Source organism: Streptomyces sp. JH14 (assembly GCF_029428675.1).
In the GTDB taxonomy this organism is placed as follows: Bacteria; Actinomycetota; Actinomycetes; order Streptomycetales; family Streptomycetaceae; genus Streptomyces.
In genome coordinates this window covers 315,931-341,810 of the sequence record NZ_JAJNEL010000001.1, presented here as the reverse complement: position 1 = coordinate 341,810, position 25,880 = coordinate 315,931, and the positions used below count along the sequence as shown (strand labels likewise).

The window sequence follows — 25,880 nt, the reverse complement described above, 5'->3', positions numbered from 1 at the left end:
AGATGGACCGCAGCGGGTGCGGCCATGGTAATGGCCGGACTGCTGGCGGGTTGCGGTACGAGCGGGGACAGCGGTAGCGACGGTGGAACCATCACCGCATACGTCTACGGCGATGACGCGGTCAAGGTTCAGCAGGCCGCGGTCACGAAGTTCAACAAGACCTCGAAGGTCAAGGTCAAGCTGGTATCGGTGCCCGGCACCGACTACGTGAACAAGCTCCGCAGCGCGATGGGCTCGCCCAGCGCCCCGGACGTCTTCTTCAACTGGGGCGGCGGCTCGATCAAGCCGTACGTCGACGCCAAGCAGCTGGTCGACCTCACGCCGACGGTCAACAGCACCCCTGAGCTCAAGGACGGATTCCTTCCGTCGATCATGACGGCGGGCGGCCTCGACGGGAAGATCTACGGGGTGCCGATGCGCGGCATGCAGCCCGTGATGCTCTTCTACAACAAGTCGCTCTTCGCCGAGAACAAGCTCGAGGCTCCCAAGACCTGGGACGACCTGCAGAAGGCCATCACCACCTTCAAGGCCAAGGGCATAACCCCCTTCGCGCTCGGCGGCGCAGACAAGTGGCCCGAGCTGATGTGGATGGAGTACCTGCTCGACCGGATCGGCGGACCCGAGGTCTTCCAGAAGATCCAGAACGGCGACACCTCCGGCTGGGGCGACCCGGCGGTGCTGAAGGCGGCCCAGACCGTCAAGCAGCTCATCGACCAGGGTGCCTTCGGCAAGAACTTCAACGCGGTCGACTACGGCAACGGCGGCGCGCCCACGCTCCTCAACAAGGGCAAGGCCGCCATGCACCTCATGGGCTCGTGGGAGTACTCCACGCAGCTGGGCAAGGCGCCCGAGTTCGCCAAGAAGGACCTCGGCTGGACGGCGTTCCCGACCGTTGCCGGCGGCGTCGGCGACGCGGCGGACGTGGTGGGCAACCCGACCAACTACTGGTCGATCAACGCGCGCACCAAGCACAAGGACGCGGCGATCGCCTTCCTGAAGACGATGGCTTCGGAGGAGTACGCCAAGGCCCTGGTCGACAACGGGGACATCCCGACGACCTCCAACGCGGCCTCGATGCTCAGCACGTCGCCCAACCCGCAGTTCGCCAACGACCAGTACAGCCTGGTCCAGAAGGCGCCCAGCTTCACGCTCTCGTGGGACCAGGCACTGGAGTCCCAGTACGCCACCCCGCTGCTCACCGAGCTCAGCAAGCTGTTCGCCGGCAAGTCCACCCCTGAGCAGTTCGTCGCAGCGATGAAGGCCGTCAAGTAAGCATGTCCCACCACACTCCGCACGTGAAGACGCGTGGGGACAGGAAGACGGCCGTCGGAAACGTCGGCCGTCCTCCGGTCAGCTGGGCACTGCCCGGCATCCTCTTCTTCGCCGTCTTCGCGATCGTCCCGCTGGCGATCGCCGTCTACCTCTCCTTCTGCCAGTGGGACGGGCTGAACTCCCCGACCCCGACCGGCCTGGACAACTGGACCCGCCTGTTCAAGGACCCGGAATTCCGCCAGGCCGCCTGGCTGAGCCTTCTGCTGACCACCGTCAGCTGGGCCTTCCAGACCCCCGTGGCACTGCTCCTCGGTGTCTGGGCGGCGGGCCGGCAGCGCAGCAGGGCCGTGCTCTCCGCGGTCTTCTTCGTCCCGCTGCTGCTCTCCACCACCGCCATCGCCATGCTCTTCCACGCCCTGCTGGACCCCAACTTCGGCGTGATCAAGGAGATTGGGCCCTGGTTCGGGATCGACCCGAACATCATGGGATCCTCCACCGGCGCCCTGCTCACCGTGGCGTTCGTCGGCGGCTGGCAGTTCATGCCGTTCCACACCCTGATCTACCAGGGCGGTGCACGGCAGATCCCCGAGGTGCTCTACCAGGCGGCGGAGATGGACGGCGCCGGCATGTTCCGGCAGTTCTTCCACATCACGCTGCCGCAGCTGCGCCACACCATCACGACCTCGTCGGTTCTGATGATCGTCGGCTCGCTGACGTACTTCGACACCGTGCTGATCATGACCAAGGGCGGTCCCGGCACGGACACCACGGTCCTGCCGTATCTGATGTACCGGACCGGCTTCCAGACCTACGACCTCGGCTATGCCGCGGCGATCGCCACGGCCCTCGTCGTGGTGGCCACCGCCCTGTCGCTGATCCTGGTCCGCTTCAGCGGTTTCGGGAACATGCGGTCCACCCGGGAAGGTATGTGACGAGATGTCAATCGACACCCGCCTCGAGGCACCGGCCGTGTCGCCCGCCGTCCGACGCCGTGCGGCCGTCGCCGGCCGTCGCAAGCGCTGGGGCAACCCACTGGCCGGCCTGGGCTCGCTGGTCTGGCTCATCATCGTGGTCGTACCGCTCTACACCCTGATCTCCTCGTCGCTGATGCACCAGGACGAGGCGCTCAACGGGGACCCGCTGGCCTTCCCCACGAATCCGACGCTCGACAACTACAGCACCGTGCTGGACAGCGGCTTCTCCACGATGCTCGTCAACACGGCCATCGTCGCCGCGTCCACCGTGGCCATCGTGCTGCTGCTCTCGGTGCCCGTCGCCTATGTGGCGGTGCGTACCCGCAGCCGGCTCTCCTCGCTCGCCTTCCGGACCTTCCTGCTCGGCGTGGCGATCCCGGCTCAGGCGGTGATCGTGCCGCTGTACCTGCTGATCGGCAAGATGGGGCTGTACGACACCCTGCCCGCGATCATCCTGCCGACCGCCGCTTTCGCGATGCCGGTGGCGGTGCTGGTACTCAGCGGCACCATGCGCGACGTCTCCGAGGAGATGTACGAGGCGATGTCGCTCGACGGTGCCTCGCCCCTGCGGATGCTGTGGCAGCTGGCGGTCCCCATGTCCAAGGCCGGCATCAGCACGGTGGCGATCTACACCGCGCTCCAGGCGTGGAACGGCTTCCTCTTCCCGTTGATCCTGACGCAGTCGGAGGAGAACCGGGTCCTGACTCTCGGTCTCTTCAACTTCCAGACCCAGTTCGGAGTCAACATTCCGGCCGTCCTGGCCGCGATCGTCCTCTCCGTCGTGCCGATCTTCGCCGTGTACCTCGTGGCGCGGAAGGCGCTGGTCAACGGCCTGATGGGGGTGGGCGGCAAGTAGCACACCCACGCCGCCCCGCACCACTGCACTCATGAGAGGAACCCCTGCCGCCATGGCAATCCCCCCTGCCCCGCATGCCCGCCAGGCCGCCCGGCCCCCCGCCGCCGACGGCCCGTGGCGCGACCCTTCACTCACCCCCGAGACCCGGGTGGCCGACCTCGTCGCCCGGATGACGCTGGAGGAGAAGGCCGCGCAGCTGTACGGAGTCTGGGTGGGTGCCGACGCCGATGGCGACGGGGTGGCTCCGCACCAGAACGACATGATCGACCCGGTCGACTGGGACGAGCTCATCACCCGCGGCCTGGGCCAGCTGACCCGCCCGTTCGGTACCGCCCCGGTGGATCCCGGAGTCGGCGCTGTTTCCCTGGCCCGCGCCCAGGAGCGGATCGTGGAGGCCGGACGGTTCGGCATCCCGGCGGTCGCCCACGAGGAGTGCCTGGCCGGTTTCACCGCCTGGGGCGCCACCGCCTACCCCGTCCCGCTGTCCTGGGGTGCCGCGTGGAACCCGGACCTGGTGACCGAGATGGCCCATCGCATCGGCCGTGACATGCGGTCGGTGGGTATCCACCAAGGGCTGGCGCCCGTCCTCGACGTGGTGCGCGACCTTCGCTGGGGCCGTGTGGAGGAGACCATCGGCGAGGACCCGTACCTCGTCGGGACCATCGGCACCGCGTACGTCCGGGGTCTTGAGTCCGCCGGTATCGTCGCCACCCTCAAGCACTTCGCCGGATACGCCGCTTCGGCCGGCGCCCGCAACCTCGCACCGGTCCGTGCCGGAGCGCGGGAGATGGCCGACGTCGTCCTCCCGCCCTTCGAGATGGCGCTGCGCGAGGGCGGTGCCCGTTCGGTGATGCACTCGTACGCCGAGATCGACGGCGTCCCCGCGGCGGCCGACCCGGCGCTGCTCACCGAACTGCTCAGGGACACCTGGGGGTTCACCGGCACCGTGGTGGCCGACTACTTCGGCATCGGGTTCCTGGAGACGCTGCACAAGGTCGCCGCCGACCGTGCGGGCGCCGCCCGTCTCGCGCTGGCCGCCGGGGTCGATGTCGAGCTTCCCACCGTCCGCAGTTACGGCGATGCGCTCGTCGCCGCCGTGCAGGACGGCGTCGTGGCCGAGGAGCTGGTCGACCGGGCGCTGAACCGCGTCCTGCTCCAGAAGTGCGAACTCGGGCTGCTCGACCCGGAATGGTCGCCGCTGCCGGCCGTGCTGATCGGGACGGACCCCGAGCAGGCGCGTGACACCGTGGACCTGGACCCGCCGGAGAACCGGGCGCTGGCCCGGCAGCTGGCCGAGCAGGCCGTCGTGCTGCTCGCCAACTCCGGCGATGTGCTGCCGCTGCGCGGCGACGGCCGGATCGCCGTCGTCGGACCGCGCGCCGACGACGCGCTGGCCATGCTCGGCTGCTACTCCTTCCCCAGCCATGTCGGCGTCTCGCACCCCGAGGTGTCCATGGGGATCGAGATTCCGACCGTCCTCGAAGCACTGCGCACGGAGTTTCCCGGTGCGGACATCGATGCGGCGGCCGGCTGCGACGTGGACGGCACGGACACCTCCGGTATCGCCGCGGCGGCAGAGCTCGCCCGGGACGCCGATGTGTGCGTCGCCGTGCTCGGCGACCGAGCTGGGCTGTTCGGCCGCGGCACTTCGGGTGAGGGCTGCGACGCCGCCGACCTCTCGCTGCCCGGTGTGCAGGGTGAGCTGCTCGACGCGTTGCTGGCCACCGGAACCCCGGTCGTCCTGGTGCTGCTGACCGGCCGTCCGTACGCACTGGGCCGCTGGGCGGACCGTACGGCCGCCACTGTGCAGGCGTTCTTCCCGGGCGAGGAGGGCGGTCCGGCCCTGGCCGGCGTGCTCTCCGGCCGGGTGAACCCCTCCGGCCGTCTCCCGATCGGCGTTCCGCAGGGTCCGGGCGGCCAGCCGTGGACGTACCTGCAGCCGCCGCTGGGACTGGCCAACGGGGTCAGCAACCTCGACCCGACACCGCTCTACCCCTTCGGACACGGGCTGTCGTACACCTCGTTCGAGTGGGAGCCCGGGGCCTCCGTCCCGGCCGAGCTCCCGACCGACGGCTCCACCGACATCGAACTCACCGTCCGCAACAGCGGCGACAGGGAGGGCGCCGAAGTCGTGCAGCTCTATGTGCACGACCCGGTCGCCCAGACCACCCGCCCGGAGTCGCGGCTGATCGGGTACGCCCGAGTGCCGCTCGCCCCCGGGCAGGCCCGACGCGTCCGGTTCCGCTTCCATGCCGATCTGGTGTCCTTCACCGGTATCGGCGGCCGGCGAATCGTCGAACCCGGCGATCTCGAACTGCGGCTCGCGACATCCAGCGCGGCCGCCGACGTCCAGCAGATCGTGCAGCTGCGGCTCACCGGTCCCGAGCGCACGGTCGATCACCGGCGCCGGCTCGTCTGCGACACGTCGATCGAACTGATCTGAATCTGCCCCCTGTTCGGGGGCCCGGGCCTCCCCGCTCCATCTGCGGGGAGGATCCCGAAACTTTCGAAGTGGTACATCCATCGAAGGGACATGTCATGCGCAAGGCAACTCAGGCTGCCGCCGTCGGCACCGCCGCCGCAGCCCTGCTGGTCTCCACGTTCACCGTCGCCGCCAGCGCCGCCCCCGAGAACGCCGCCCACCACACCAAGCCGAAGAGCGACGCCGCCAACACCCTGGGCGCTCTGGGCAAGCGCGTCGACCTGCGGATCGGAACGGCCGTCGACATGTCGGCACTTGCCTCCGACGCCCCCTACCGGGCCAAGGCCGCGAGCGAGTTCTCCTCCGTCACCCCGGAGAACGTCATGAAGTGGGAGGCCGTCGAGCCGCAGCGCGGCACGTACAACTGGGCCCCTGCGGACGAGCTGGTGGACTTCGCGAAGGAGAACGGCCAGCTGGTCCGGGGCCACACCCTGGTCTGGCACAGCCAGCTGCCCGCCTGGCTGAACAACGGCGACTTCACGGCCGATGAGCTGCGGGAGATCCTGCACCAGCACATCATCGACCAGGTCACCCACTTCAAGGGCAAGATCTGGCAGTGGGACGTCGTCAACGAGGCCTTCAACGACGACGGCACCATGCGCGACAGCATCTGGCTGCAGAAGCTCGGCCCCGGTTACATCGCCGACGCCTTCCGCTGGGCGCACCAGGCCGACCCCAAGGCCAAGCTCTTCATCAACGACTACAACATCGAGGGCGTCAACGCGAAGAGCACCGCCCTCTACAACCTCGTCGCACAGCTCCGCAAGCAGCACGTGCCGATCGACGGCGTCGGCATCCAGGGGCACCTGGACGTCCAGTACAACGCCCCGCACGACATCGCCGCTAACATGAAGCGCTTCGACGACCTCGGTCTGGAGACCGCGATCACCGAGGCCGACGTCCGCATCCCGATGCCCGCCGACAACACCGAGTTCGAGGCGCAGGCTGAGGCCTACGACGTCCTGCTGCGCGGCTGCCTGCTCACCGAGCACTGCACGGACTTCACGGTGTGGGGCTTCACCGACAAGTACTCCTGGGTTCCCGGCGTCTTCACGGGCGAGGGCGCGGCGAACGTGCTCGACGAGAACTTCAAGGCCAAGGCCGCGTACAACGCGATGAGCGAGGACCTCAAGCTGGCCGCCGGCAGGGACTGAAAGCACACATGACCCGCAGCACGGAGGAGGCAGCCCAGTGACGGACGGCCTCCGGATCCATGCAGTGAAGATCACCCCGGTATACGTGAATCCGTGCCGTTCAGCGCGTATCTCTTCTACAAGTGGGCCGCGCACCCGGGACAGGAACCGGACGACTGGGGCGCGGCACTGGATCCGGAGGCCATCGTCGCCCAGGCGCGCCGGATGATCTCCGAGTACGGCTTCACCGCGATCAAGCTCAAGGACGGTGTCCGGCCGCCCATGGAGGAGGTCGAGGCTGTCCTCGCACTGCGCGAGGCCTGCCCCGACGTGCCGCTGCGGCTCGACCCCGACGCGGCCTGGAGCGTGGAGACGTCGGTCGAGGTGGCCCGCCGCCTGGAAGGTGTCCTCGAGTACCTGGAGGACCCGACGCCCGGCCTGGACGGCATGGCGCAGGTGGCCGGGCAAACCCCGATCCCGCTGGCCACCAACATGTGCGTCGTCGCGTTCGAGCATCTGGCGCCCGCGGTCGCGCAGAAGTCGGTCCAGGTGGTGCTCTCCGACCACCACTACTGGGGCGGCCTGCACCGTTCCAAGCTGCTCTCCGGCATCTGCGACACCTTCTCCATGGGCCTGTCCATGCACTCCAACTCGCATCTGGGGATCAGTCTGGCCGCGATGACCCACCTGGCGGCCGCCACGCCGAACCTCACCTACGCCTGTGACACCCACTGGCCGTGGAAGACCGAGGAAGTCGTGGAACCGGGCGCGTTGCGGTTCACCGACGGAGCCGTACGGGTCCCGAACGGGCCGGGCCTCGGCGTCGCACTCGACCGGGACGCGCTCGCCCGCCGGCACGAGCAGTACCTCGCCTGGGGTCTGCGCAACAGGGACGACACCGGCTATATGCAGCGGATCGACCCCCACTACGAGAAGAAGACCCCGCGCTGGTGAGCCGTGGCGGCCGTCGGCCGCCGCAACCGCCGCGCGTTCCGCAGCAGTTCAAGGAGCATTCATGGCTTTGCTCGACTGGGTCGCCCTCGGCGGCTATTTCCTGGTGATGCTGCTCATCGGCCTCTGGTCGCACCGACGTGTCGGTGATGTCAGTGACTACTTCACCGGCGGCGGCCGGATGCCCTGGTGGCTCTCCGGCATCTCCCACCACATGTCCGGGTACAGCGCCGCCGTGTTCGTCGCCTACGCGGCCATCGCGTACAGCTACGGCATCACGGTCTACGTGTGGGCGTTCCTGCCGCTCGCTCTCGGTACCGCCGTGGGCGCCTGGCTGTTCGCGCCGCGCTGGAACCGGCTGCGGCAGCGGTACGCGGTCGCCTCTCCGCTCGAATATCTCGCCAAGCGCTACAACGTGCCCACCCAGCAGGCGCTCGCCTGGAGCGGCGCCCTGCTCAAGGTGTTCGACGTGGCCGCCAAATGGGCGTCCGTCGCCGTCCTGCTCAATGTGTTCACCGGCATGTCGATGACGGCCGGCATTCTGATCACCGGCGTCGTCACCCTGCTCTACTGCACCGTGGGCGGACTCTGGGCCGATGCGCTCACCGACTTCGGCCAGTTCGTCATCCAGGGCATCGCGGCGCTCGCCATGGTCTGGGTGGTGCTGGACCGTCTCGGTGACGGCATTTCCGGCCTGGGCACTCTCTGGCACAAGCTGCCCGCGGGCCACGGCCACCCGCTGGTCGGCCCCTACACCGCCACCTTCCTCGGCGCGTACGTCGTCGTGAAGCTCTTCGAGTACAACGGCGGCATGTGGAACCTGGCCCAGCGTTACATGGCCACCGACACCCCGCAGGCCGCCCGCCGTTCGGCCGGACTGTCCGCGGTGCTGTACGTGATCTGGCCCGCGGTCCTGCTGTTCCCGCCGGTCGCCGCGGCCGTGCTGCTACCCGATGTGGCCGACCCGCAGAAGATCTACGCGCTGATGGCGGAGTCCTATCTGCCGGCCGGACTGGTGGGTCTGACGCTCGCCGGAATGTTCTCGCACACGATGGCCATGGCCTCGTCGGACGCCAACGCGGTCTCCGCGGTCGTCACCCGCGACATCATCCCGGCGGTCGTGCCCCGCGCCAAGGACCTCCCGGCGGCCACCGGCCTGCTCATCGCCCGTGTGTGCACGGTCGCGTTCATCACCGTCAGCATGCTCGTCGCCATCGAGGCCGATCACTTCGGCGGGGTGCTCGGCATCATCGTCGGCCTGGTCGCGGCCGTCATGGGCCCGATCTCCATTCCGATGCTGCTCGGTCTGCTGCCCGCCTTCCGCAAGTGCGGCCCGCGCGCCGCGCTGTCCTCGTGGGCGCTCGGGCTGCTGGGCTACGTCCTGGTGAAGTTCGTGCTGGAGAGCACGGACCAGACCGTCATCATCGTGACCCCTCTGGTGACGTCGCTGGTCGTGTACGTCCTGGTCGGCCTCCTCAGCCCGGAGCCCGACACCACGGCCGACGCCATCGTGGCCGCGGTCTCCCCCGGTCCCGACGGCGACCACGACGGCGACCGCGAACTCGTTGCTGCCGCGGTGACGGGCGCGGGCGACTGACAGGGCGCCCGAACCCCGACCGCCTCGCGGCAACTCTGCAAGGCATACACCCGTCCTATTTGTCATGAGTGTGAACAAATCAGGGAGAGCAGTATGGACAAGCATTCCCCGCAACACGCGAGCCGCAGATCGATTCTGGGGCTCGGACTGGGGCTCACCGCCCTGACGGCAACGCCTCTCGGTTCGCTGATCGGTCTCTCGTCGGAGGCCCTGGCCGCCGCACCGGGCGCGGCCGGACTGCCGACCGACCCCGGCGCGTACATCTCCTTCACGCCCCGCTCCGGAAGCTTCCCCCTCTTCAGGGCGGGCGCTGCGGCCCCGATCCTGGTCAGCGACCGGGACTACGCCGGCGTCGTCCGGGTGGCCGGTGACCTCCAGGCCGACATCGAGCGCGTCACCGGCGTCCGCCCGGTTCTCTCGCGCGGTGCGACCCCGAAGGGCCGCGAGATCGTCATCGTCGGAACCATCGGACGCAGCCCGCTGATCGACGGACTGATCGCCGCAGGAAAGCTCAACGTCTCCGGCATCAAGGGCAAGTGGGAGACCAGCCTCCAGACCATCGTCGAGAAGCCGCTGCCCGGCGTCGACCGAGCCTTCGTGATCGCGGGCAGCGACCAGCGCGGCACGATCTACGGCACGTACGACGTCTCCCGCGGGATCGGTGTCTCCCCCTGGTACTGGTGGGACGACGTCACCCCCGTACACCGGGACGGGCTCCACGTTCTGCCCGGCCGCCACACCCAGGGCACCCCGGCCGTCAAGTACCGCGGATTCTTCATCAACGACGAGAACCCGGCGCTCGGCACCTGGGCACCGGCGTTCTTCGGTCCCGGCAAGGCTCCTGGCTTCGAGGGCGGCTTCAACGCCGACTTCTACGCCAAGATCTTCGAAGTGATGCTGCGTCTGAAGGCCAACTACCTCTGGCCGGCCGTCTGGGGACGCGCGTTCGCCGAGGACGACCCGCAGAACCACGCCACCGCGAAGGCGTACGGCGTCGTCATGGGCACCTCGCACGAGGCGCCGATGATGCGCGGCATCGAGGAGTGGAACCGGCACGCCGTCGCCGCCGTCCGGGACAGCGCGGGCAACATCACCACCCCCGGTCACGACCCCTACGGGGGTACCGGCGAGTGGTCCTTCCGCCGCAACGCCGAGGCGATCAAGGCGTACTGGGCCGACGGCATCCGCCGGATGGAGGCCGAGGACTTCGAGGGTGTCGTCACCCTCGGCATGCGCGGCAACGGCGACGTCAGTCTGCCGGACGGCGACGGCATCGAGCTGATGACCGAGATCATCGCCACCCAGCGGCAGATCCTGGCCGACGTCTCCGGCAAGGACGTCACCACGATTCCGCAGGTGTGGACCCTCTACAAGGAGGTCCAGCGCTACTGGGACCGCGGGCTGCGGGTGCCCGACGACGTCACCGTCGTCCTCACCGACGACAACTGGGCCAACATCCGTAAGCTGCCCGACCTCAAGAACGACGCCCGCACCGGCGGTTACGGCCTCTACTACCACTTCGACTACGTCGGAGTGGGCCGCAACTACAAGTGGGTGGACACCACTTCGCTGCCGAACATGTGGGACCAGCTCCACCAGAGCGCCGCCTACGGGAACCACGGCCTGTGGGTCACCAACGTCGGCGACCTCAAGGGCAACGAACTGCCCACGCAGTTCTTCCTGGAGTACGCCTGGAACCCCGACCGCTGGACCCTCGACCGGCTGCCGGAGTGGGAGGAGCAGTACGCCCGGCAGAACTTCGGCGAGCAGCAGGCCGAGGACATCGCCGAGGTGCTCCGCACGTATGCGCAGCTGCAGTCGCGGCGCAAGCCCGAGCTGCTCAACCGCAGGATCACGCTCGACCCCGCCAAGGATCCCGCCAAGGACGCGTCGGCGATCGTCTACGACGACCAGGCGACCCCGTTCAGCCTCACCGACTACCGGGAGCTGGAGCGCGTCACCGAGGAGTGGCAGCGGCTCGGGGCCGACGCCGAACGGATCGGCCGCAGGCTCCCCGCCTCCGTCCAGGACGCCTGGTACGAGCTGGTCGGCTACGAGGTGCAGGCCACCGCCAACCTCTACGCCCTGCGTGAGGCCGAGTTCAAGAACCTGCACTACGCGGCACAGGGCCGGGCCCTCACCAACGACCTGGCGGCCGCCGCCGAGGCCCGTCTCGCCGACGACCTGGCGCTGGCGGACCGTTTCAACACGAAGGTCGCCGACGGGAAGTGGCAGGGCTTCCAGACCCAGCCGCACATCGACTACGGCGATGTGGCCCGCTACGGGCCGAACGCCCCCTGGCAGCAGCCCGAGCTCAACAACGTCGCCATCAAGGACGTGCTGTTCCCGGCGATCAAGCGCATCGACCTGCCGGCCCGTGCCGAGATGGGCGTGGCCGTCGACGGCTCGGACAAGTGGTGGCCCGAGGAGAGCTCCCCGGCCGTTCTGCCGTCGTTCAGCCCGTACCAGAGCCAGGCCGCGCAGTACATCGAGGTGTTCAACCGGGGCGCCGCCCCGTTCGACTACCGGGTCCGCACCGGGGCTTCCTGGCTCATCGCCGACCGGGTCAGGGGACGGGTCGACAAGCAGGACCGGATCACCTTCCGCGTCGACTGGTCGCGGGCGCCCAAGGGCGCCACGGAAGTGCCGATCACGGTCAGCGGTCCGGACGGCCGCGAAGTCGTCGTCCGCGCCGTGATCGACCACCCCGAGGAGCGGCGTTCGCAGCTCGAAGGGTTCGTCGAGGCCAACGGGTACGTCTCCATCGAGGCGGACCACTACTCCCGGTCGGTGGGCAGCAACGGGATCACCTGGACGCGTATCCCCGGCATCGGCCGTACCGGCTCCGGTATGGAACCCTTCCCGGTCACCTCCGCCCGCCAGACCCCCGGCGGCGGCAGCCCGCGGCTGGAGTACAAGGTCAGCCTGTTCACGACCGGGCCGGTCACCGTGCACGCGTACCTGTCGCCCCGCAACAACGCGCTGGCGTCCGACGGTCTCACGTACGCCGTCTCCTTCGACGACGACGCGCCGCAGAGCGTGAACGTCACGGCGGTGACGGGATCCGACGACGGCACCATGAACGTCCAGTGGGCGCGCAACACCTCCGACAACGTCAACCGCACCAGCACGGTGCACCACATCGGCCGGGCCGGTGTGCATGTGCTGAAATTCTGGATGGTCGACCCGACGGTGGTGCTGCAGAACCTGGTGGTCGACACCGGCGGCCTCAAGCCCAGCTACCTGGGCCCGCAGGAGAGCCTCCGGCTGAAGTGAGCCGTGGGACGGGCAAGGGGAGCAGAGCGATGAAGAGTGAGATCGAGGACGCCGGCGGACACGGTGCGATCCTGGGCGTGACCCCCGTTGGGGCGGGGGTCGAGGTCCGGGTGGCGGGTCCGGCGGGGGAGTTCTCACTGATCTGCACCCCTGCCCGGTCCCGGGAACTGGCTGCGGCTCTCGCCCGTGCGGCGGACGAGGTGGAGAGCGCGCAGTCGGCGGAGCCCGTCACCGTCACGGCGCAGGAGCTGCGCCGTGGTGATGTGCGGGCCGGCGACCGTGCCATGACGGTGGAAACCGTCAGGGTCGACGGGGCGATCGTCCACGTCACCTGGAGGTCGGACGCCGGCCGCAGCTGGACCCAGGGCTACGACGCCGATGCGGAGATCACTCTGCGGCGCCGCGCCTGAGTCATGAACGGTTCGCGGATGAGGCCCTTCCCGGAAACAGGGAGGGGCCTCATCCGCATGTCGCGTTGTACGAGAGTCTTCGTAATTTGACGTCCGTCGTACTACGGGATGTATCGTACTAGCGATCCTGTCGTCCCGGTGAAGCGGAGACCGTCGTGAGTGCCCTGTTCGAGCCGTACACCTTGAGGTCGCTCGTCATACCCAACCGGGTATGGATGGCGCCCATGTGTCAGTACAGCGCGGAGCCGGTGGGGCCGAACGCGGGCGTCGCGACCGACTGGCATTTCGCCCACCTCGCGGCACGCGCCATCGGCGGCACCGGCCTCATCCTCACCGAGGCGACGGCCGTCAGCCCCGAGGGCCGGATCAGCCCCGCCGACCTCGGCATCTGGAACGACACCCAGGTGACCGCCCTCCGTCGGATCACCGCTTTCATCAAGAGCCAGGCTTCCGTCGCCGGCATCCAGCTCGCCCACGCCGGCCGCAAGGCATCGACCGCGGCCCCCTGGACGGGCGGAGGGCCCGTGGGCCAGGACGAGCACGGCTGGCAGCCCGTCGCCCCCAGCCCGCTTCCGTTCGACGAGGGTCATCCCGTACCGCACGAGCTGACCGTGGAAGAGATCCACGCCGTCGTCGAGCAGTTCCGCGAGGCTGCTCGCCGCGCCCTCGACGCGGGCTTCGAGGTCGCCGAGGTGCACGGAGCCCACGGCTATCTCGTCGGACAGTTCCTCTCCCCGCACAGCAACCGGCGCACCGACGAGTACGGCGGCAGCTTCGAGAACCGCGTCAGGTTCGCCCTCCAGGTCGTCGACGCCGTGCGCGACGTGTGGCCCGAGGACCTGCCCGTCTTCTTCCGGATCTCGGCCACCGACTGGCTCACCGAGAACGACGAGGACGACCGCGAGGGCTGGACCGTGGACGAGACGGTGCGGCTGGCCGCGGAGCTCCGGGCCCACGGCGTCGACCTGCTGGACGTCTCCAGCGGCGGCAACGCGCCGCATGCCCGGATCACCACGGGCCCCGGCTACCAGGTCCCGTTCGCCGCCCGGGTGCGGGAGGAGACCTCGCTGCCCGTCGCGGCCGTGGGACTGATCACCGATCCGCAGCAGGCCGAGAAGATCGTCGCCGACGGGCAGGCGGACGCCGTACTCCTCGGGCGGGAACTGCTGCGCAGCCCGTCGTGGGCGCAGCACGCGGCACGCGAACTGGGCGGCGAGGTCCGCAAGCCCGCCCAGTACCTTCGTTCCGTCTGACACGACGGAACGAGCCCCCGCCGGAAATCAGGCGGGGGCTCGTTGCGTCGCGTCCGGGCGGCGCGCCGGGGTCTGCAGTCAGCGCTGCTGCGCGCGGTACGGGTTGCGGATCAGGGCGAACTCAGCACCGTGGCGCAGGAGTTACTGATCGACCGACTGTCCGGCTCCTCGTGACCGCCCTCGTACCGCGTCTCCCCGATCCCGGTGACCATGCACGTCAAGCCACCGAAGACCTGGGGCAAGTACACCAGTACGGTCCTCCGCTCCGATGACGCGGGCGGCACCGTGCCGCTCGCCGGGGCCACCGTCCAGATCGACAGCTGGGCATTCAGCTACACCCTGAAGACCGCCAGGGACGGCACCTTCCCGGCCGTCGCTACCAAGGTGAAGATCGTGAAGGGAGAGACGACCATCGGCAACTTCACCCTGAAGAAGGCGCCGTGATCACTGCTCACAGCAGCTGAGCACCACCCTTGTCCCACCGGGTTCTTGGTGGCTCCGTAATAGGGTGCCCGGTCTCCGGGCCCGGCATGGCTGTTTCCCTGTTGAACGTATGGCAATGCCGTTGCTTTGGCGGCCGCGTCTGCGGGCGGAGGGGGAAAGCCGCTCGGTGAGATCACCGTGCGGCGGACGACATGCAGGGCGCGGGTGAACAGGTCCGCTCGGCTGTGCTGCGGTGCAGTCGGGCGGACTCGTCCAGCAGATCCCGGGTGGCGTGGTGCACGATCAGACCCTCGCCGGCGTGCATCAACGAGACGACGTCCCTCACAGCCTGGCCCTGAGCGGACATCGTCACCGCAATCGCCCGCCGCAGCCGGACCGCGCGCTTCGCGGTCCGGCTGACCCGCTGAAGCCGCCGCCCCTCCCCATGTTCGTCGGCCGGACGAACATCCCGGACGACGGACGACGGCCGACTCTAGGAAAAACTAAGGGAGTTGGCCTGCCAGGCAACGCACGGCGGATCAATCACCCGGGCAGCCATGTGAGACGAGGAACTTGCCGGTCCGAGATTGCGGATCTCGTGGTGCTTGGTCAGGTTGGCTGTGGTGGTGCGTGCCTGTCGGGTTCGGTCCGCGTTGAGCGTGTGTGACTCCTGACGAGATTGCGGTGTTGCGCGGTCAGTTGGAGGCGTCCGTGGCGGAGGTGTTCGAGACGTTCGCGCGGAATAACCAGCGTCGGTGGGGCGAGTCTGCCTGCAGGGCTGCCGACTGACGGGTGGAGCCACAGCTTTCATGGCAGGAACCGAATCAATCGCGATGCCGTCGAAGGGCCAATTGAGCTACTGAAAGGCCTAACCATGACGAATTCCGGCATGCGCCTGCTCGCCGTATCCGTTGTGCTCGCCCTCGCCGTGGTCGGCTGCAGCACAGGGTCCACACCGGTCACCGCCGGAGGCGGTGACCAGGGAAAGGCAGCCCGATGGTCCGAACCGAATCGGTATTCTTTCCGGCTTCTCTCCGAGTCCGGAGAGCGGAGCGGCCTTGGGGAGTACCGGATCACCGTGGGAGACGGGAAGGTCGTCAAAGCGATCGGTCTCGACGAGCCGGCCAGGCTCACGGTCGAGGGGAATCCGCAGGATGTACCGACGCTTGGCGGTCTGCTCACTGATGTCCAGAAGGCCCGTGCAGGCCATGCTGAAGTCGCGGAGGTGGTATTTGCCGCAGATGGACACCCCACTGAGATTCACATCGACTGGCTGGCGGATGCCATCGATGACGAGGCCGACTACCTCATCACCGAATATCGCGTACTTCCCTGACCGGCGCGGAAACCGCCGTCTGTCGCGTACTCGCCCCTCTAAGGGCTGTCCCGTAATCCCTGGCGGGCGTACGACGACAGCTGCGGCACCTCGCTGCGGTTGTCGGAACGCCCGAATACATCCAGTATGAGGACGCTCCTCCGCCTTGCGATGCACCGCATCTGACGCCGCGCGCTGATCCACCAGGGATTACGGGACAGCCCTTAGCTTGTTCTTTTTCTTCTGGCCTCGAACGATGCCTCGAACTGGGTTGCTCACCTGAGGATTCGCCGGACGTGGGGGCGGCCTTCGTCTGATCCTGTGCTCCGACCAAGGTGCACGTGACCACGACGAAGGCCGTGAAGGTGAGTCTGCTGCCTGATGCTGTCCGGAGGGATGCGTTCGCGGAAGCGTCACGCTTCCGGGGCGAGTTCTACAAGTGTCTGACCGCCCGGCGCGATGAGTTGTTCGAGCTCGTGGACGCGGTGCTGTGTGCGGACGGTGCGGTGAAGTCCCCGGACGCGCCGTGCTCGGCGGAGCGCCTGTTCTGCCACGTCTACGGCCGGGCGAAGACGGCCTCGCAGTTCATCCCTGGCTGGCCATACTCCTTTGTCGCCGTGCTGGAGCCGGGCGCCACGTCCTGGACCGCGATCCTGGACGCGATCCGGCTCGGCCCGGCGGACGACGCGACCGCGATCACCGCCGCCCAGCTCCGGGGAGTCGTTGAACGGCTCGTCGCCGCCGGCCAGTGGCAGGCCGGGGACCCGGACATCGTGATCGTGAGCGATGCGGGCTACGACGTCACCCGCCTGGCCTGGGTCCTGCGCGACCTGCCCGTCGAGCTGGTCGGCCGCGTCCGCTCCGACCGCGTGATGCGCCTGCCGAAACCACCCAGGACTCACGGTGTCAGCGGCCGACCGCCCAAGCACGGCCCGGAATTCCGCTTCGCCAAGCCGGAAACCTGGCCCGAGCCTGCGATGACCACGGTCACCGACACCACCCACTACGGCAAGGCCGTAACCCAGGCGTGGGACCGGATCCACCCCCGACTCACCCACCGCTCCTCCTGGCTCGACCACGACGGTGAACTGCCCCTCATCGAGGGAACGTTGATGCGGCTGAAAGTCGAGCACCTGTCGAAGGAACGGGATGCTCCGCCGCTGTGGTTATGGTCCTCCAAGACCAGTGCCACTGCCGATGACGTGGACCGATTCTGGCAGGCATTTCTCCGCCGCTTTGACCTGGAGCACACCTTCCGCTTCGCGAAGCAGACCCTCGGATGGACCACCCCGAAACTCCGCACCCCGGAGGCGGCGGACCGCTGGACCTGGATTCTGATCGTCGCTCACACCCAGCTCCGGCTCGCCAGGCCCCTCGCCACCGACCTCCGCCGGCCCTGGGAGAAGCCGACCACCTCCGACCGGCTCACCCCGGCCCGGGTCCGCCGAGGGTTCAGGAACATCCGCGCTCACCTCGCCTGCCCGGCCCGTGTTCCCAAACCCCGGGGCACCGGCCCCGGACGTCCGCCCGGCGCCAAGAACAAACACCGGGCACCCCGCTACGACGTCGGCAAGACCGTCAAACGCCCCGAGACACTCAAGGCCATCGGCAAGCCCGGAAGACCTTGGTAGATAAAGAACAAGCTTAAAGCGTGTTGCATAAGGGTGTGGGCAGGCAGGTTGAGCTGCGGTTCGGGGCCTTGCTGGTCATGCCTCGAGGGCGAGGTTGTGCATGCGGGCGACGGCTTGGACAGCGTGGTCGCCGCGCTGTCGGCAGTCGCGGAGGATCTTGTAGTTCTTCATGCGGGCGAAGGCGTGCTCGACGCGGGCGCGGACCTTGCGGTGCTCGGCGTTGTCCGCTTCCTCGCCCGCGAGGAGGGGACGTCCTGGGCGTTTGCGGTGCGGGACGACGAGTCCGGTGTTGATGTAGGCGCCGTCGCCCAGCACGGTCACGTCCCGGCAGTGCTCCGCCAGGCCGGATTCTCTCCACACGCGGGCGTCTGCCCGGTTGCCGGGCGCGGGCCGAGCAGTGGCGATGACCAGTTTCGTGGCGGCGTTGATGATGACCTGCACATTCGCCGAGAACCGTCGGTTGCGGCTGGCGGCACCGACTTGCCGGTCACGGACCGGGATCAGTGTGCCGTCCACGATCCACAACCGGTCGGTGGCATCGGCCGGGCGTCGGACCGGCTCGATGGCCAGCACAGGACCGAGTTGCTGGATCACCCGGCACACGGTCGCCGGCGAGATGCCGAACAGTGGCGCGAGCTGCCGCATGGTGAGGTTCGTGCGGTAGTAGACAGCCACCAGCAGCACCCGCTCCGCCAACGGCAGGCACCACGGACGACCGATCCGCGGACCATCACCACCTCGTTCCCGGACAGCTTTCAGCAGCCCGTCGAACTGCCGCATCCGCAGCCCGGTGAACGTCTCGACCCACAACGGCTCAACCCTCAACACCGCACCCATGCAAGGGAAATGCCCGAATCAAAGCCTTATGCAACACGCTTTAGGGATGCACGCGGGTTCGCCCGGGAGGACGGCTTCAGCTGCTTTTGGCTGGTTGCCAGTGTGGTGTGAGAGCCTCCCGGGCATGAGTGACGACCTGGCCGTCTGGGAGGGCGAGAGACCAGCGGACGACAAAACCGCCGGTCAGGTCTTCAACGACCTCTCCGACCGCCTCATCGATGCGGCGGTTGACCGGCCTCCGGCTGAGGGCATCGCGGCCTATGTCGCTGCACTCCTTGAGCGCTGGCCTTCCGGCGGCCGTTCATCCCGGATGGCCTCGCGAGATATTGGCCGAACTCGCAGAATCTGCCAGTGACTCGGAGAAGTTGACACGCACGGGTGACACGTGTTGTAAGCGCTTCTTTGGGCTCCACGGCACGGACGAGAAGTGGCTCCACGGCGTACGAAGTTGATCTGGCCCCACCAGCGGACGGAGGTGCTGGGCGCTGGTCCGACAATGGCTTCGCTGCCTCCTCAGATCCCTCAGAGAGATCGGTAGAGCGGTGGGAAGCGCCGGTAGGGTGGGCCATTGTGAACGTGGGGGCAGGAAGTGAGATGGTTGCCGTCCCGTCGGGACGGGTGACGCTGTCGGACCGGCGGACGCAGAGCAATTGGCCGGTCGAGGTCGCGCCGTTTCAGATGTCGGCATTCCCGGTCACTCAGTCTTGGTACGCACTGATCACCGGCCGACGGCCGAGTAGCACCCAAGGCGAGCGGCAGCCGGTTGAGGGTGTTTCGTGGTGGGACGCGGTCCAGTTCTGTAACGCCTTGTCCCGCCGCGAGGGGCTGACGCCCACGTATGACCTCTGCGTCGACGACGAGACGGCCGAATGGGACACCTCCGCAGACGGGTACCGGCTGCCGACCGAGGCCGAATGGGAGCACGCCTGCCGTGCGGGGACCACTGGCGCGCGGTACGGCCGGCTCGACGAGGTCGCCTGGTACCAAGGCAACTCTGACGGGCGGATCCATGCTGTCGGCGGCAGGCAGCCCAATGCATGGGGTCTGTACGACATGCTGGGCAATGTGTGGGACTGGTGCTGGGACGTCTACGACGCCGAGGTGTATGGCACCTACCGGGTGCTCCGTGGTGGTGGATGGGCCGACGAGCACTGGAGCTGCCGGGCGTCGGTACGGCGGCGCAGCCACCCGACCTTCCGGATCGACGACGTCGGATTCCGCATCGCGCGCTCCACACCACTGCCTCGGCCATGACCGCCTCATTCTGAAACGGTCAGTTGGCGGTGGCCGCCCGTGGCTGGACCGGGCTCTGGCCACCCGAGGCGGTTCGCCGTCCGTCCAGCCGGCTGGACGGCCCAACACCAGCCGGTCCACGGCTCCTTCAGGGCTTCCAGCCCATCACCGGCTGGTCGGGCACCGGTCCCGGCGGGCAGTTCGTGCAGCTGGCCGGCCGGGGGTGGGGGCCAAATTTCTATCGTTGAAAATTCTGCGTGCACGACCGTTGTGATGCGTTTGGGTCTGTGGCTCAATGTTCGATTGTGTGCCGTACCCCGCAGGCGTGGGGTACTCCCGCTCTTCGACGAGGACGACGCCTTGAACCGACAACCGACCCGCCCCCGCGCCCTGTTCAGATCGCTGGCGTGTGCCGCCGCGCTGCTGATTCCGCTCGGAGCCACCCTGGTCCCGGCCTCGGCCGCGACCCCCGCCGCCAAGGCCCCGGCCGCCACCGCGTTCACGGCCGACGACCCGGCGACCGATGTGCACGGGCTCAAGGGCGAGTACTTCCGCATGTCCGCTCCGGGCGCCCGCGACTTCGCCGAGCTCGGCGGCGTGGCTCTCGACCCGGAGATCAACTTCCCCGGTCTCACCGGCACGTTCGAGGCCACGACCGGGCGGACCGAGCACACGACGGCCCGTTGGACCGGCCGGATCGAGGCCCCCGAGTCCGGCGACTACACGTTCGCCGCGATCGGAGACAACGGGTTCAGGCTCTCCATCGACGGCACTGTCGTCATCGACCACTGGCAGCCCGACTGGGACGTCGAGCAGACCAGCAAGCCCGTCGCGCTGACCGCGGGGGAGCCGCACGACTTCCGCCTGGAGATGTTCCAGGACACCGGCGGCGCCAACATGTTCCTGCGCTGGTCGAGCGCGAAGCTCAAGAAGCAGATTGTGCCCGAGTCGGCCTTCACGCCACCTGCCGACTTCCAGGTCTACCCCGTCGCGCTGAGTGTCGCCGACGACGGGCTGCGGCTCCAGGCGACCTTCAAGGACGACATCGACGACCTCGGCAGTGTCGCGGACCATCTCAAGATCGAGGCCGACACCTCACCGATGCCGGTGAAGTCAGTGGCGAAGGCATCCGACAACCCCAAGGCCCTGATCGTCACCCTGGCCGCACCCATCCAGAAGAACCAGCAGGTCAGGGTCGCGTACGACGGAGAGGGCGGGCTCTCGGCAGGGGGCGCCGCCGTCCCGCAGATCAGCCGCACGGCCAAGAACCTCTCCACGCACCGGCTGCTCACCGAGTGGGGCGAGAAGCTCGACCGCAACCACCCGCTGCCCGAGTACCCCCGGCCGCAGCAGGTGCGCGACCAGTGGAAGAACCTCAACGGGCCGTGGGAGTTCGCCGGCGCCGCGGCGGGTGAGCAGCCTGTCTTCGGCAAGCCGCTCGACGAGAGGATCACCGTCCCGTTCCCGGTGGAATCCCAGCTCTCCGGCCTCGAACGCCACGAAGACCACATGTTCTACCGCAAGTTGATTACCGTGCCGGACAGCTGGTCCATCGGTGGCCAGGGCGGTAACGGCCGGAGGCTGAAGCTCAACTTCGGTGCCGTCGACTACCAGGCCCGCGTCTGGGTCAACGGCAAGCAGGTCGTCGAACACAGCGGCGGCTACACGTCCTTCAGCGCCGACATCACCGACGCGATCAAGGGCGGGGGCCCGCAGGAGATCGTCGTCGCCGTCACCGACACCACTGGTCCGAACCAGCCGATGGGCAAGCAGTCGAGCAGCCCCGGCGGCATCGTCTACACCGCTTCCTCCGGGATCTGGCAGACCGTGTGGATGGAGCCCGTCGCCATCACCTCCGTCGACACGCTGACGACCACGCCCGACATCGACCACAACAGCCTCGCTCTGACCGTGAACTCTGCCGGCGCCTCGGCCGGCGCCCGGATCACGGCCGTTGCCCGCGACCGGAAGGGACACGTCGTCGGCACGGTGACCGGCCCGGCCAACCGCGCGCTGAGCCTGCCCGTTGCGAAGCAGCACCTCTGGACCCCGGACGACCCCTACCTTTACGACCTCGAAGTGACCCTGACGGACGGCCGGTCCAAGGACAGCGTCGACAGCTACTTCGGCATGCGGTCCATCGGGATCAAGAAGGTCGGCGGCTATCAGAAGCTCGTACTCAACGGGAAGCCGTTCTTCTCCCTCGCCATGCTGGACCAGGGATTCTGGCCCGACGGCCTGTACACCCAGCCCAGCGACGCCGCCCTCACCTTCGACCTGAAGGCGCAGAAGGAGCTCGGCTTCAACGCCGTACGCAAGCACATCAAGGTGGAGTCGGCCCGCTGGTACTACCACGCCGACAAGCTCGGCCTCCTGGTCTGGCAGGACTTCGTCTCCAGCAACATCACCGACGAGACGGGGCAGCAAGCCTTCCTCTCGCAGGGCAAGCAGATGATGCAGCAGCTGCACAACTCGCCGTCCATCGGCGGCTGGATCGTCTTCAACGAGGGATGGGGCGAGTGGGACCGTACCGAGACCGGGAAGATCGCCGAGTCCGTCAAGGCCGCCGACCCGTCCCGCGTCGTCAATGCCCACAGTGGTGTCAACTGCTGCTCGTCGAAGGGTGATTCGGGTGAGGGCGACATCATCGACCACCACGACTACCTCAACCGAGAGGCGCCCTTCCCCGATGACCGGGCGGCCATGGACGGCGAGCACGGCGGCTTCACGCTGCGCACCCCCGGGCACATGTGGCCGGGCGCACCCGCCGCGATCTACAGCGGTGTCGCGGACAAGAACGCCCTGACGGCGAAGTACGTCGACAACACCCGTACGTACTACCTCGCTGCTGCGGGCGCCGAGCTGTCCGGCTCCGTCTACACCCAGGTCACCGACCTGGAGAACGAGCTCAACGGGCTCTGGACCTACGACCGTCGCGAGATCAAGGTCGATCCGGAGAAGGTGCGGCAGATCAACGAGCAGGTCATCGCCGCCGGCGCGGCCGCCGGTCACCGCGACGAGGTGAAGGGCGGCGCCAACTGGCCGCTCGACGAGGGCGAGGGCACGACTTCTGCCGACATCGGCCCCAACCACAGCAGCCTCACGCTGAGCGAGGGCACCTCCTGGACACCTGGTGTGCGCGGCTCCGCGCTGAAGTTCAACGGGCAGGGGCAGTACGCGCAGACCAGCGGTCCCGCCGTCGACACGACCGGGAACTACACGGTCTCGGCCTGGGTCTCGCTCGACGCGCTCCCCGGCAACTACGCGACCGCGGTGAGCCAGGACGGCAGGCGGACGGAGAACCCGTTCTACCTCCAGTACGGGCAGGGCGCCTTCGCGTTCAGCACGCCGGGCGGCAACCGGGCGCGGCTGGAGATGAAGCCGGCACTCGGCACCTGGTACCACCTTGTGGGTGTGCGTGACGGTGACGAGGTGAAGCTCTACCTCGACGGGACGCTCGTCTCGACCGCCGCGGCCGGGCCCGCAGACGTCAGCACCGGGCCGCTCTCCGTGGGGCGTGCCCAGTACGCGGCGGAGAAGGGCGACTTCTGGAACGGTTCCATCGACCAGGTGAGCGTGTTCGACAGGGCTCTCACCGCCGACGAGGTGAGCGCACTCCACGACAGCGAGCAGCCGTAGGGCTCCGGCCGGACCGGCGGCTCCCGGCGGGGCGGCTCGGCGCCGGCACCGCCGGGAGCGGGCCTTCCCCGGCGGTCGCCGGAGGCGTTCATGACCGGGTGCGCCACCCGCGTACGTGAAGCGGCCCGGCAGCGGCGGTGGTGCTGTCGCTGCCGGGCCTGGCGTTCGTGGTCAGGGCGCCCAGGGAGCCTCCACGGCCCACGTGGTGTCCTCGGTGAACGTCGCCGGGTTGTCCCAGGTGTGGCCACCGCCCGGAGTGGCCAGCCATACCTCGGAGTCGATGTGGCGCAGATAACTGCCCGGGAGGTTGGCGCTGGTCAGCCTCACTCCGTCGGAGCCGGCCACCGGGCACCAGGTCGCATCCGCCTCGAACAGCGCCGACCCGTCATTCGCGTCGCGCCTGACCCGGAAGTCCCGGTGACGGAGGAACTCACCGGGATAGTTGCGGGACTCGAACGAGTAGCAGGTGCCGTTGGCGAGACCGGTGACGATCTTCCACGTGGCGTCGCTCCTGAGGAGCGCGTCGCTGCCGCCGTTCACCACCGCGGTGAACGCCAGCCCGTCGTAGTGGCGCAGGTACCTGTCGGTGTACCCGGGCGTGGTGACCCGTAGCGACGTGTACTGCCCCGTGGGCAGTGTGACCGGCGGTGACGTGGTGCGGGAGGCGCTGATGAGGGCCTGGTTGGCGGCCTTCACCCGGGCGGTGTCCACCTTGACCACCTGACGGTCGTAGGTGAGCAGCCCGTTCGCCTCGTTCTCCACGTCCGTGATCTCCGTATAGACGGAGGCGGAGAGCCCGGCGGGCATCTGCCCGACGCGGATGCCGTCGAGCAGTCCGACGAACCGGTTGTTGAGCGCGGCGACGCTCGTCTGGTCCTCGTAGCTGAATCCGCCGCCCGGATACCACTCGTGGCCCTGCACCCTGTACCCCAGCCCTCCGAACTCGCCGAGGACGGCGGCGCGGGTCGCGGTGGGCGCGGTGTTGCCGGGGCCGATGTAGACATGGTTGTCGACCACGTCGCCGTTGCCGCCGTCGACCGAGCCGCAGCAGTTGACGCCGCTCATGTTGTCGACCAGCCGGGACGGGTCGGACGCCTTCACCTCGTTGGCGATCCGGGCCTGGTCGTACTGGCCCCAGCCCTCGTTCTGGTTCACCCACATGACCAGTGACGGTGAGCTGCGGTGCTGGTCGATGACCGCGTGGTACTCGGCCTCCCACTGGGTGCGGGCGGCGCCGTCGGGCGACTTGCCGGTGTCCATCGCGGGCATGTCCTGCCAGACGAGGAGCCCCAGCCTGTCCGCCCAGTAGAACCAGCGCTGCGGTTCGACCTTGATGTGCTTGCGCACCATGTTGAATCCGAGGTCCTTGTGCGCCTGGAGGTCGGACTTGAGCGCGGCGTCGGTGGGAGCGGTGTATATGCCGTCGGGCCAGTAGCCCTGGTCAAGAGTGCCGCTCTGGAAGACGAACGCGCCGTTGAGGACCGGGCGCAGAATGCCGCCGACCTTGGCGACGGCGATGGAGCGCATACCGGTGTAGCTGCCGACCGAGTCGACGGTGGCGGAGCTGTCGAGCAGGTCGGCCCTCACGTCGTACAGGAAGGGATCGTCCGGGCTCCACAGACGCGGGTTCGGCACGGGTACCGTGATCTCGGAACCGGCCGTCCCGGTGGCCGCGCCGACGACCCTTCCTCCGGTGGAGACCGTGACCCGGGCGCCGAGGCCGCCCGCGGAGGCCCCCTGCACCTTCACCCGCAGCGTGCTGTCGGTCAGGTTCGGTGTCATGTCCAGCCGGGACATGTGCGCGGTGGCGACCGGTTCCAGCCAGACGGTCTGCCAGATCCCGGAGGCCGCGGTGTAGAAGATGCCACCGCCGGAGTGCGGCGTCACCTCGTTGATGCGCTGCTTGCCGACTGCCTGACCGCCGGTCTGGGTCGGGTCGTAGACGGAGACGACGACGGTGTTCGTACCGCCGTTCAGCTGCGGCGTGATGTCGTACGAGAACGAGTCGTACCCGCCCTTGTGGGTGCCGACCTGTGTGCCGTTGACCCAGACGGTGGTCTGCCAGTCGGAGGCGCCGAAGTTCAGCTGCACCCGGCGGCCGTTCCAGTCGGCCGGGACGGTGAACGACCTCCTGTACCAGAGCTTGTCGTTCTCGGTGACCTTCCGCTGGATCCCCGAGAGCGCCGATTCGGCCACGAACGGGACACGGATCTGATCGGGGAACGCCGCGGGCTGCCCTGCGTCGCGGCCGGTCACCGCGAAGTCCCAGAGGCCGTTGAGATTGGCCCAGTCGGGACGGGTGAGCTGCGGGCGCGGATACTCGGGCAGCGGGTTGTCCACGGGCACCTGAGCGGTCCACGGCGTGGTCATCGGGGCCGGTTTCGGTGACCAGGAGGCGGCGTCGGCCGGCGCCGAGCCGGCTGCGACCAGCGCGGTGGCCACCAGGGCCAGCAGCCCGGTGCCGAGCGTGAAGTGCGTGGATAACCGTCTCCACCACGGCCGTCGGCCGGGGGCGTGCGCACGGTTCATTGTTCCTGCTCCTTCGCGAGTGACGGGAACGCTCCCCGCGCCGGACCGGCGCGGGGAGCGAGAGCGCGC

The 25,880-nt window shown here is 68.5% G+C and carries 18 protein-coding genes and 1 pseudogene; 16 read left to right on the top strand and 3 right to left on the bottom strand.

What is annotated here, in order from left to right:
* Nucleotides 1-24: 24 nt before the first annotated feature.
* The 11 genes and pseudogenes from LRD69_RS01520 (at nt 25) to LRD69_RS01470 (ending at nt 14,648) form a co-directional block, all read left to right on the top strand.
* Nucleotides 25-1,272, top strand: coding sequence for an extracellular solute-binding protein (locus tag LRD69_RS01520; RefSeq protein WP_277324726.1), 1,248 nt, complete (start codon nt 25-27; stop codon nt 1,270-1,272).
* Between the two features lie 2 nt (nt 1,273-1,274).
* Nucleotides 1,275-2,204, top strand: a complete 930-nt coding sequence (locus LRD69_RS01515) for a sugar ABC transporter permease (protein ID WP_277324725.1) — start codon at nt 1,275-1,277, stop codon at nt 2,202-2,204.
* Nucleotides 2,205-2,208: 4 nt separating this feature from the next.
* Entirely contained in the window at nt 2,209-3,102 is an 894-nt protein-coding gene (locus LRD69_RS01510; RefSeq protein WP_277324724.1) for a carbohydrate ABC transporter permease, read from the top strand.
* A gap of 52 nt (nt 3,103-3,154) precedes the next feature.
* The gene (locus LRD69_RS01505) at nt 3,155-5,545 is read left to right on the top strand and encodes a glycoside hydrolase family 3 N-terminal domain-containing protein (protein WP_277324723.1); all 2,391 of its coding nucleotides are present in this window, start codon (nt 3,155-3,157) and stop codon (nt 5,543-5,545) included.
* Between the two features lie 95 nt (nt 5,546-5,640).
* Nucleotides 5,641-6,738: an endo-1,4-beta-xylanase gene (locus LRD69_RS01500; protein ID WP_277324722.1), complete on the top strand. Its 1,098-nt coding sequence runs from the start codon at nt 5,641-5,643 to the stop codon at nt 6,736-6,738.
* 81 nt (nt 6,739-6,819) lie between these two features.
* Nucleotides 6,820-7,671 (top strand): annotated as a pseudogene (locus LRD69_RS01495) (enolase C-terminal domain-like protein); the annotation flags it as partial.
* A gap of 61 nt (nt 7,672-7,732) precedes the next feature.
* A complete protein-coding gene (locus LRD69_RS01490) occupies nt 7,733-9,265 on the top strand; it encodes a sodium:solute symporter family protein (RefSeq protein WP_277324721.1) in 1,533 nt (510 codons plus the stop codon).
* Nucleotides 9,266-9,358: 93 nt separating this feature from the next.
* Nucleotides 9,359-12,541, top strand: a complete 3,183-nt coding sequence (locus LRD69_RS01485; RefSeq protein ID WP_277324720.1) for a glycosyl hydrolase 115 family protein — start codon at nt 9,359-9,361, stop codon at nt 12,539-12,541.
* A gap of 29 nt (nt 12,542-12,570) precedes the next feature.
* The gene (locus LRD69_RS01480; RefSeq protein ID WP_277324719.1) at nt 12,571-12,951 is read left to right on the top strand and encodes a hypothetical protein; all 381 of its coding nucleotides are present in this window, start codon (nt 12,571-12,573) and stop codon (nt 12,949-12,951) included.
* A gap of 155 nt (nt 12,952-13,106) precedes the next feature.
* Nucleotides 13,107-14,204, top strand: coding sequence for an NADH:flavin oxidoreductase/NADH oxidase (locus LRD69_RS01475; RefSeq protein ID WP_277324718.1), 1,098 nt, complete (start codon nt 13,107-13,109; stop codon nt 14,202-14,204).
* 210 nt (nt 14,205-14,414) lie between these two features.
* Entirely contained in the window at nt 14,415-14,648 is a 234-nt protein-coding gene (locus tag LRD69_RS01470) for a hypothetical protein (RefSeq protein ID WP_277324717.1), read from the top strand.
* Nucleotides 14,649-14,820: 172 nt separating this feature from the next.
* Here LRD69_RS01470 and LRD69_RS01465 read toward each other — a convergent pair whose 3' ends face one another.
* The gene (locus LRD69_RS01465; protein ID WP_277324716.1) at nt 14,821-15,000 is read right to left on the bottom strand and encodes a hypothetical protein; all 180 of its coding nucleotides are present in this window, start codon (nt 14,998-15,000) and stop codon (nt 14,821-14,823) included.
* 501 nt (nt 15,001-15,501) lie between these two features.
* On the opposite strand from LRD69_RS01465, the gene LRD69_RS01460 reads away from it, so the two are divergent.
* Nucleotides 15,502-15,963, top strand: coding sequence for a DUF6174 domain-containing protein (locus LRD69_RS01460; protein WP_277324715.1), 462 nt, complete (start codon nt 15,502-15,504; stop codon nt 15,961-15,963).
* Between the two features lie 344 nt (nt 15,964-16,307).
* On the top strand, nt 16,308-17,573 hold the full coding sequence (locus LRD69_RS01455) for an NF041680 family putative transposase (protein ID WP_346771927.1): 1,266 nt from the start codon (nt 16,308-16,310) through the stop codon (nt 17,571-17,573).
* 75 nt (nt 17,574-17,648) lie between these two features.
* Here LRD69_RS01455 and LRD69_RS01450 read toward each other — a convergent pair whose 3' ends face one another.
* Nucleotides 17,649-18,410, bottom strand: a complete 762-nt coding sequence (locus tag LRD69_RS01450) for a transposase family protein (protein ID WP_277324713.1) — start codon at nt 18,408-18,410, stop codon at nt 17,649-17,651.
* A gap of 124 nt (nt 18,411-18,534) precedes the next feature.
* On the opposite strand from LRD69_RS01450, the gene LRD69_RS01445 reads away from it, so the two are divergent.
* The 3 genes from LRD69_RS01445 to LRD69_RS01435 all read left to right on the top strand — a co-directional run bounded on the left by LRD69_RS01445 (nt 18,535) and on the right by LRD69_RS01435 (nt 23,282).
* Nucleotides 18,535-18,765, top strand: coding sequence for a hypothetical protein (locus tag LRD69_RS01445; RefSeq protein WP_277324712.1), 231 nt, complete (start codon nt 18,535-18,537; stop codon nt 18,763-18,765).
* A 239-nt stretch (nt 18,766-19,004) separates the two neighbouring features.
* Nucleotides 19,005-19,664, top strand: coding sequence for a formylglycine-generating enzyme family protein (locus LRD69_RS01440; protein WP_277324711.1), 660 nt, complete (start codon nt 19,005-19,007; stop codon nt 19,662-19,664).
* A gap of 339 nt (nt 19,665-20,003) precedes the next feature.
* Nucleotides 20,004-23,282 carry a LamG-like jellyroll fold domain-containing protein gene (locus tag LRD69_RS01435; protein ID WP_277324710.1) on the top strand — a complete coding sequence of 1,093 codons (3,279 nt, stop codon included), beginning with the start codon at nt 20,004-20,006 and terminating at the stop codon, nt 23,280-23,282.
* 171 nt (nt 23,283-23,453) lie between these two features.
* On the opposite strand, the gene LRD69_RS01430 is transcribed toward LRD69_RS01435, so the two are convergent.
* The gene (locus LRD69_RS01430; protein ID WP_277324709.1) at nt 23,454-25,811 is read right to left on the bottom strand and encodes an AbfB domain-containing protein; all 2,358 of its coding nucleotides are present in this window, start codon (nt 25,809-25,811) and stop codon (nt 23,454-23,456) included.
* Nucleotides 25,812-25,880: the final 69 nt, after the last annotated feature.